Raw genomic sequence first — 9,101 nt, 5'->3', positions numbered from 1 at the left:
TTCTCAAGGCAGGATTTGAAGGAGTATATCCACTTCAATCTGTCGAAATCAAGGGTCAACACTCTTGAAAATGGTGATTTTACAACTTGGATGGACTTTATTGAAAAGATTAAGCAGAAATATGAAATCGAGCTTGAAAAAATCAGCCATCTTGAAACAAACCCTGACATCTCACGAAAAATCCTATTCATTAAAAATCAGATTAACGCTTGCAGACGTTTCATCTCACAGATTGCATTAAGTCCCGACAAATGGATTTTTGACTATGACAGGACAGCAGGCGTAGCCCAGTTCAAACCATTGAAAATCGACAGCTATGCTGAAAATACTCTTTTTAGATATGCCGATGTCTGTCTGTTCATGAGTGCTACTATTCTTGATTATGAGTTGTTTGCAACATGGCTTGGAATATCTGCTGATGAGATTTATCCGATTAGATGCAAAAGTCCATTCGACGTGTCCCATAATCCGATAAAAACATATAATCAGTTTAACATGACTCATGATATCCTCAAAAAGTCAGCTCCCAGAACAATCCCAACCATCAGAAACATTCTGTCAAATCACCTCAATGAAAAGGGAATCATCCACACAATCAGCAATGAATGCAGGGACTTTCTAATTGATAATATAAACGATTCACGTTTGATTACTCATGACACTACAAATAGGGCTGAGGTTTTGGAGGAGTTTAAAAAATCGACAGAAGCGTTGGTTTTGGTTTCACCATCCATGAATGAAGGTGTTGACCTGCCTGGCGATGAATGTCGCTTTCAAATAATCTATAAAATACCATATCCTGATTTGGGAGATAAGCAGACTCAAATGAGAGCAATGGATAATGCCAAATGGATGGACTACAAGACATGTCTTGCTTTGGTGCAGACTCACGGTAGAGGAATGCGCTTTGAAGGGGATTTCTGCAGGACTTACATGATGGACAATCGATTTATGGGTTATGTATACTCTGACATGATTTCAAACCAGTTTCTGCCTGATACTTTTAGGGAAGCCATAGACAAAATCCACAATGTCGGCGAATTTGAAAGCATAAGTGATTCAGGAACTGACCTGCTCATTAGCCAGGGGGAGGAATTCATCAAAAATAATGACTTTGAAAAGGCCATTGCATTCTTTAGGAACCTGCTGGATAAAAATGACTATAGAGTCTATTTGAAACTGGCTGAAATATATGAAAAAACATTGTTGTATGAGGAAGAAGTGAAAATCCTAACGGATTTTTTCAAGTCAGGAACATTTTGTGACACTCATGAGCTTGAAATGTTCAAGGATAAGTTGAAGCAATTGTGTGAAATGGGCTATTTTGATTATAATTCAAATATTGAAACTCTTGAAAAGGAATTTTTCAAAAGAGTCCTAATTAGATATTAGCTGGTTTAATAAATATTACTTATAGCAATATTTTTAAATAACATATTACAAATTATTCAAATAGGTGATTTAATGCCATTCTGTCCAACATGCGGAAAATTTGTCGACGATGGAGTTGAAACTTGCTCCTGTGGAACTAAATTTATTGTTTCTCCCGAAGATAAGATTAAAAAAATATATGGTGAAGAAGAAAAACTCGTTGAGGAATATAGGGAATATGAAACAAAATCTAAAGATGCTTATGATGCACAGGATTTCGAAAATTCATTGAAATATGCAAATAAGGCAATCGATTTAAATTTAGGTTCAGACGCTTCCATGAAGTATATTAAGGGAAAATCATTATATCAGCTAAACAGATTTTATGATTCCTTGCAGTGCTTTAAAAATTATATTAAAGAGTATAAAGATTCATTTTATAGGTTTTCAAATATTTCCGGAGCATATCAATGGAAAGCAAGATCTCAATGGCAATTGGGGGACGGATTTGGTGCCATAAAAAGCTATTATAAGGCCATTGATTTTGTAGACAAGAAAAACGGTTCAAATGAATATAAAAATGAAATAAGATTCCAACTCAGAGAAGAAAAAAGGGAGGTAATCAATTCCTCTAAAGGAAAAGGTATCATCAATCCAAGATTGGGCAGTATGGATTATGAAACTTATGACATTCTTGAAAAACTTGATGAGGACAAAGATTTGACAATGCAGAATTTATATGATGCAATAGATGAAGTTGAAGGTTATGAATATAAATCTGTAATCAATAAGGGCAATGAAATTTATGTTGTCTTTGAAAATGGAGATTCCACAATAGAAAAGCATTTTGATGGATCAGACTCTTTTGCAGACTAGATAAAATGGCAAACCACAAACACCTGCGATTGGTTATTGAAGACATTCATGCAAATGATGATAAGCTAACCCAATCTCTTCTTTTGAAATTGATTAATGAATTTAAATATTCCAATCTGTTCATTCCCGCCAAAAGGGAAAATGATACTCTTAATTTCATCATCTATGAGGATGAAGAGGCTAAAATCACCCCTCTTTTTACGGATATGGATGAGTTCAAAAAGTTCTATACTGACAGCGAAGATATACAGGTTCTTCAAAATTCCTTTGAACTGTATCAAAACATTATCAAGACAACTGACATCGAAGGATATATATTAAATCCCGCTTCCGAAAAGTATCTCTTTACAGACAAGTTCATATTGGGCATCACCAACCTTCCAAAAACCAATTTCTTTTCAGATAACCCTTATAGTGAAGAGGAGCTTAAAAGCTTAAACGATAATATTGACAATCGTGAATTGGAGGATTTCATCACTGACTCCAGAAACATTGGCTATTATGAGGGATTGTTTGAAAAGCTGGCATCTTCTACGATGCTTGCATTGATGCTGTCTGCGAATGACCTGTCTGATTATGCAACGGATGGAATAATATCCATGAAGTCAACAGGGCCTCTGGCTCAGATGTATGTTGATATGATTGGTGGAGAGTATGCGACATTGTTCACATCCCATGAAAAAATGGACTATGTTGGCACAGACTATTTCAAATACTCTCAGATTGTCAATGTTGCAACCTTGGTTAATTTTGTATTGAGCGAGGATATGGATGGAATTATTATCAATCCCGAAAGTGATAATGTGCTGATTCCACGTTCCGAGCTTTTGAAGTATTGCCTTGGCTTTGAAAAGTTTGCAAATGATGAGAGACTTTCAAACGCAATTTATTATCTATTCATATAGCGTTCTTCAATGTCCATTCAATTTTTTTTCAATCATATAGTTTAATAATCACGAAGTATATACTACTAGTATGTCTGAATTATCCGAGTTAATTAAAATCAATAAGAATATTGAAAAGCAGAATGAAGAAATCATTCGTCTTTTGAAAAAAATAGCCGGCGAGGAAGAGGATTTTATTCCCTATGTCAATCTTGCCGAAATTCAAAAGGAAGTAGAAGAGGAACTTTACGGTGATTTGCCTGATGACCTCTTAAAGACAAAACCTGCTGTCGGTGAGGTATACTTCATTGAGAACAGAAACATATTCAAATTATCTATCAAAAATAATAAAACTACAGTTGATAATCTGACAGGTTCCACTAAAGCAACTAATTTTAAATGTCAGGAAATTGTAGCAAATGAATCCATCAGACTTAACCAGCCAACATCTGATGCTACAGTTATACTCAACAAAGAACAAACTGATAATTTGCCTGAAATTTTGAAGCTATGTTACAATCAGGGTGCAAAAAACATATTTCTGCCATGGTATTCAATGACACAACTCATTGGAGCTCCGGAAACATTGATGACAATCTTAAAACTTGATTTTTACAAAACTGAAGAACAATTGATAGAAAAAGTATTCGAATTAGGTGAGTAACTATGGTAAAGTACTGCCCGTCATGTGGAGTGGAGTTGCCGGACGGTGCAAATTTCTGCAAAAGCTGTGGGGCAAAAATTAATTCTGTTCCAGGGGCTGAAAATCCTCAAAGGTCTGCTTATGAAGAATCACACACCTTGGCAATTGTGTTGGGTTATATTTTTGCAATTCTGATTCCACTAATTGGCATTATTATTGGAATTTACCTGATGACACGTAAAAACTCAAGTAAAGCATCAAAACATGGAAAATATATTCTGATTGTAGCTGTGGTAATCTGGTTTATAAGTTTTGCGTCATCATTCCTGTATATGTGGTGATTTGATGAGTGATTATTCCCAATTGGATAAATATGTGGAACCTGACCTTGAAAAGATGGCATTGATTGAGGATGTGCGGCCGATGATGAAGCTTGAATCTTCATATATTGAAATGAATGATTATGATTTTAAGGGGAATTATGTAAAATATGATCATTGCCTTGAGGCACCGGCGATAAAGTCAATAAAAATCTGTCCGAAATGCAACAAAAGATTCGATGCAGTTGAAAACTTCTGTCCGGATTGTCTTGTAACCTTGAAATATCCTCAGGAGATGGATTCCATTAAAGGCATTGAAATCAACTCAAAAATTGAATTCAAGGGCAGTGGAGATTCATCTAACATTTTAACAAAGGACAATATGGAACTTATATGCAATTTTGATTTTACAATAGATGATTTTAATGATATTGTCCATTCAATTAAAGCACAGGGATTCAGAAATCTGGATAATGCAATCAAGGATAATTCAATAGATTTGGACAGTCTAAACATACTTGATAAGGTGTTGCTCTTTGCAAAGGCATTCGTCAGCGTAGAGTACAAGTCATATGGTGAAGATTTAGGATACTTCCAGTTCAACAAGATTTATGTAGATGACAGACAGCGCAAATCACTTCAAATCACAACTTTGATTCATGAACTGTCACATTTTTTATTAAAGGAATTTTTGGTCCACACCACCTGTAAAATCCTCGATGTGAACAAAAACAGGCATGTGGAAGCAGTAATTATTTATATATTGAGCAATTCAAGTTTCAACTCTTTGATTGATGAATATGCAGCCCACAGCGTTGAGGGACGATTTACAATATTCGGCTATCAGGATTATTCTTCATTCACAGCTATCCAAAAGGATTTGGATTCCGAACATGTTGACATTGCAAAGACTATAGGAAACACGTTCGCAATCTATATCAAGGATTTGCTAGAAGGATTTTTGGACTGGGATTTAAGGGAGGATATAAAAACACAATTCCTTAAGGATACAATAGAAAGTCCAGATTACAGGCAACTGCAGCTTGAAAACTGCAATAAATTATCTGATGAAGGTTTTATCAAAGCGATATGGCTGATATTGTCTGAAGGGTTTCAGAACTGCAATATTGAAGTAGTAAAACGTTATATGGAAGAATTTTGAATTGGGAAAATCTATATAAAATATTATAAACAAATCTTTGAACATGAATTTTAAGGAAAAATTTCTAGAATTGGAAAGACAATTTGCTAAAGAAAACCAAAGAGAACCAAAAGAAAACGTAGAAGATTTATTAGTTACTTTCTTTTTCAAAAACCAATTTTTTGAACCGTGCAAGTATATTTCAGAAGATGACGAATGGGTAACATTTTTATTGGTTTCAACAAATGAGGTAATAGAAAGCCAGATAATGTCCCTTAAAAAGGAACATATCATTAGCTTTGGTGTTTTGGATGAAGGTAATGTAATTGAAATAAGCAATCTTTTAAAAGACATCGAGCCTGAGAGTTTATATCAATGAAAGAAATAGTAATCAATTCGGATTTCGATATATCTGAAGTCACATCCAAAATCAACGCCATAATGTCCAAATGGTCAATCAAGCTACTTGACATCAATGGGCCTGACTGGGCCATATACACATATGAAATGGATTTGAAATACTTAATTCATTTCAATGTTGATTTTAAGGATTTGGAAATTAGAATTAAATTAGAGGATTTGAAATTAAATGCCATCCATCACATAGAATCTCTAAGAGATGAGACAACATATAGGGATAATTTAATTAATGTTGTATTTTTTGATTAAAAAAAAGAAAAGACAAGAATTAGTGGTTAATTCTTGTATTGTAATATCTTACACCATCTTTGTCATAAGTGTACCATCTGTTAACGCCATTATCGAATTTTTCACCAATGACAGTAACATATGAATCTGATTGAGGATCATATATCTTATATGTGCCATTTGTCTTGTTTAAAGCGGAAATATTCAATACAGAATTGTCTCCAACAATAGTTGTATTGTTGGTATTATTTTGAGTAGCGTTACTAGTTGAATTAATGTTTCCAGTATTTGTGGATACATTGGATGATGTATTGTCTGTTGTATTGCTTGCATTATTTTGCAGGTTTACTGTGCTGTATGCTGCAATACCTATAACTGCTATAATCAAAATAGCAATGGCAATTAAAAGTATATTTTTATTTTCCATAGTTTTCACCTATCTATTAATTATGTTTCTTTTAGTATTAATCACTTATGTCATAGTCATCAATTATCATGTAATTGAACTGTGGATGTTTTGCCTGGATTTTTGAGAGAACTTCTTCCTTGACCTTGGCTCTGTCGGCATCAAAGTCAACAATCATGTCGAAGGTAATCAGGTTTTGGTCTTCATATACTATAAAACCGTGAATTTCCAAAATTTCCTCGTATTGTGAAGCTATGTTTTCAAGGTCACTTCTGATGTTGGAGTACCTGTCGTTTCTTGCATAAATTCCAATTGTTAGGGCGATTGAAAATTCATTGTAAATCTTTAAGGTAATCTGACGGCTTAGATTTTGAATTTCAAGTGCACTCAAAGTGTCATCGACTTCCACATGAACTGATCCTTGCATATCTTCAGGTCCGTAGTTATGAAGGCTCAAGTCATATGCGCCGTAAACTTCGGGAACTTCGCAAATGGAATCCTTAATTCTGCGTGATAGCTCGGAATCAACTCTTGCACCAATCATACTGTCAAGAGTCTCTTTAAGCATATCAATACTTGCCTTTATAATCACTAATGAAATGATTACTCCCAAAATTCCTTCAAGAGAAATATGCCAGAATATTGATATGATAGCTGCAATGAGTGTTGAAAGTGAAAGTATCGCATCGAAAAACGCATCGCTTCCAGAGGCAACAAGTGCCTGCGAGTTTATATTTTCACCTACATTTTTCACATATTTTCCAAGTGCAAATTTAACTACAACTGCAACGGCAATGATTACCAGTGACACTGTATTGTATGATGTCACGTCCGGATTGAATATCTTTGGCCAAGACTCCATCAATGCAGTGATACCTGCCCACAGGACAATCGCAGCAATGATTACGGATGAAAAATATTCAATTCTACCATATCCATATGGGTGATTTTTATCAGGTGCCCTTCCAGCCAGTTTTGTTCCAATAATTGTAATGATTGATGATAAAGCATCAGTTAGGTTATTGACTGCATCTAAAGTAATTGCAATGGAGTTTACAAGAATTCCAATTGTCGCTTTGAATGCTACAAGTATCAAATTTACCACAATGCCTATGATGCTTGTTTTAACAATCTTATCCTGTCTTGACATAAAATTAATTATGTCATATTCAATTAATAAAATCTTCATTTTAACAATATATTTAAACATTAAAAATCAAAGTTATAACTGAATAGATTACTTAGGGAGAAATTTTTTATGAATTATTTAGTTGTAGGTGCTGGAAATGCAAGTAGACCTGTTGCAAGATTGCTTAATTATTTGGGTCATAAGGTAATAATGACAGATTTAAAGGAAATGTCAGAATTCAAACCTATTTATCAAACATGGTTGCATAAGATGGATGAGGAAGGAGTAATTTTGGATTTGAAAAATCCAAACCCTACTTTGGATGGGATAGAAGCAGTTTATGTTCCTCCGACTTTGCCGAGCACAGCTCCAATAGCAAAGCTCATTGATGAAAGTGATGTTAAGATATTGACCAATGAAGAATTCTCTCAAATGATAAATGACCTTGTTTCCACAGACATTATCGGTATTACAGGTTCCATGGGAAAAACCACTACAACTACTCTCATTACAAGTGTATTTAAAGGAGCAGGTTATAACGTATGGTCATGTTCATCACTTGCAAACAACCTTGTTTCAGAAACAATCATTGATGGAATAGTGACTGGAAAGGCTGATGAATGTGATATAGCTGTTTTTGAACTGCCTCATGGGTCACTAGGTCTTTTGGACCAGCTTAACATTAAGATTGGAGTATTGTCCTACTTAACACCCGAACACTTGAACGAATTTGAAGGGTCTTACGAAAAATACCAGAAACGCAAGCTGATTATGCAGGATATATGTGAAACATTCATTGCAAATGCAGAATGCATGAGGGAAACTGACCTTCTAAGGGAGGATACAATTTTCTACGCCCTTGACAAGGATGTTGACTTCAAGGGAACAATGGGCGATAAGGAACTGACCATAGAATACGGTGATAGGAAATTCAAAACACCATTTTATATGATGAGCTACTTTTTCGAAAATGCAGTGGGTGCCGCAGCAGTCGGTATAAACTACGGTCTCAGTGAAGAGGATATTATTAAAGGATTGACAGAATTCAAGGGAATATCCGCACACATGGAAGACTTCGGAGAAATGAATGGAAGACAGGTAATCATTGATGCGGCATTTCTTCCTGATGGAATCAGAACTACACTGGATTACTTTGAAGGAAAAAATCTTGTTGTTTTCCTTGACCACTTCGACACTTCATGGGTAAGGGACAAGCATGAGGTGGGTCTGATTTTGGATGAGTACGATAACATCAAGGCAGTGCTTGCAAGCGGATTTGATGAATCCATTCAGAAAGTGGAACTTCACATAGCTCAGGAAATCCTTGATGCAATTTCAAATGAAAAAATGGTAAAGGTTGCAACAGAATCCCTTGAAGAGGCAGCGGCACTGTCATTCAAATACTCCGAACCTGGAGACATCATTCTGCATATGGGTCCGCTCATATCATTTGACCGTGAAAACATTGTCAACAAAATAAAGATAGGACTTGAAGACGGGAGAAAAAGATATGAATAAGGATAAGACATTTGGAATCATTGGTGTTTGCGGGGCAAATGGAAACCTGATAGCCAGAATCCTCAAACAGAGAGGATACAATGTAATCGGAACCGATGTTGCATTCAAAAAGGACTGCCGTTTTGCAAAATCCCTTGATGGATATGATATAGATGTGTTTTACGG

Annotated in this window: 11 protein-coding genes; 9 read left to right on the top strand and 2 right to left on the bottom strand. The window is 35.2% G+C overall.

Features of this window, described 5'->3' with window-relative positions:
- The 8 genes from QZ143_RS08255 to QZ143_RS08220 all read left to right on the top strand — a co-directional run.
- Positions 1–1,392 (top strand): helicase C-terminal domain-containing protein (locus QZ143_RS08255; RefSeq protein WP_292883053.1); only part of this gene is annotated, 1,392 nt, incomplete at its 5' end.
- 72 nt (positions 1,393–1,464) lie between these two features.
- On the top strand, positions 1,465–2,247 hold the full coding sequence (locus QZ143_RS08250; protein ID WP_292883050.1) for a hypothetical protein: 783 nt from the start codon (positions 1,465–1,467) through the stop codon (positions 2,245–2,247).
- A gap of 5 nt (positions 2,248–2,252) precedes the next feature.
- A complete protein-coding gene (locus QZ143_RS08245) occupies positions 2,253–3,152 on the top strand; it encodes an SseB family protein (RefSeq protein WP_292883047.1) in 900 nt (299 codons plus the stop codon).
- Between the two features lie 70 nt (positions 3,153–3,222).
- The gene (locus QZ143_RS08240; RefSeq protein ID WP_292608279.1) at positions 3,223–3,795 is read left to right on the top strand and encodes a hypothetical protein; all 573 of its coding nucleotides are present in this window, start codon (positions 3,223–3,225) and stop codon (positions 3,793–3,795) included.
- Between the two features lie 2 nt (positions 3,796–3,797).
- Positions 3,798–4,115 carry a zinc ribbon domain-containing protein gene (locus QZ143_RS08235; protein WP_292883044.1) on the top strand — a complete coding sequence of 106 codons (318 nt, stop codon included), beginning with the start codon at positions 3,798–3,800 and terminating at the stop codon, positions 4,113–4,115.
- Positions 4,116–4,119: 4 nt separating this feature from the next.
- A complete protein-coding gene (locus tag QZ143_RS08230; protein WP_292883041.1) occupies positions 4,120–5,256 on the top strand; it encodes a hypothetical protein in 1,137 nt (378 codons plus the stop codon).
- Positions 5,257–5,299: 43 nt separating this feature from the next.
- The gene (locus tag QZ143_RS08225; protein WP_292608289.1) at positions 5,300–5,614 is read left to right on the top strand and encodes a hypothetical protein; all 315 of its coding nucleotides are present in this window, start codon (positions 5,300–5,302) and stop codon (positions 5,612–5,614) included.
- The gene (locus QZ143_RS08220) at positions 5,611–5,904 is read left to right on the top strand and encodes a hypothetical protein (RefSeq protein ID WP_292608292.1); all 294 of its coding nucleotides are present in this window, start codon (positions 5,611–5,613) and stop codon (positions 5,902–5,904) included. The genes QZ143_RS08225 and QZ143_RS08220 overlap by 4 nt, the downstream gene beginning before the upstream one ends.
- A 19-nt stretch (positions 5,905–5,923) precedes the next feature.
- Here the strand turns inward: QZ143_RS08220 and QZ143_RS08215 are convergent, their stop codons facing one another.
- Positions 5,924–6,310, bottom strand: a complete 387-nt coding sequence (locus QZ143_RS08215; RefSeq protein WP_292608295.1) for a hypothetical protein — start codon at positions 6,308–6,310, stop codon at positions 5,924–5,926.
- A gap of 37 nt (positions 6,311–6,347) precedes the next feature.
- On the bottom strand, positions 6,348–7,439 hold the full coding sequence (locus QZ143_RS08210; protein ID WP_292883038.1) for a cation diffusion facilitator family transporter: 1,092 nt from the start codon (positions 7,437–7,439) through the stop codon (positions 6,348–6,350).
- 108 nt (positions 7,440–7,547) lie between these two features.
- Here QZ143_RS08210 and QZ143_RS08205 point away from each other — a divergent pair, with 108 nt between their 5' ends.
- Positions 7,548–8,936: a Mur ligase family protein gene (locus QZ143_RS08205; protein ID WP_292883035.1), complete on the top strand. Its 1,389-nt coding sequence runs from the start codon at positions 7,548–7,550 to the stop codon at positions 8,934–8,936.
- Positions 8,937–9,101 lie beyond the last annotated feature (165 nt).

This window comes from Methanobrevibacter sp. UBA188, assembly GCF_905234905.1.
Classification (GTDB): Archaea; Methanobacteriota; Methanobacteria; order Methanobacteriales; family Methanobacteriaceae; genus Methanocatella.
This window is presented reverse-complemented; position numbering and strand designations above follow the sequence as displayed.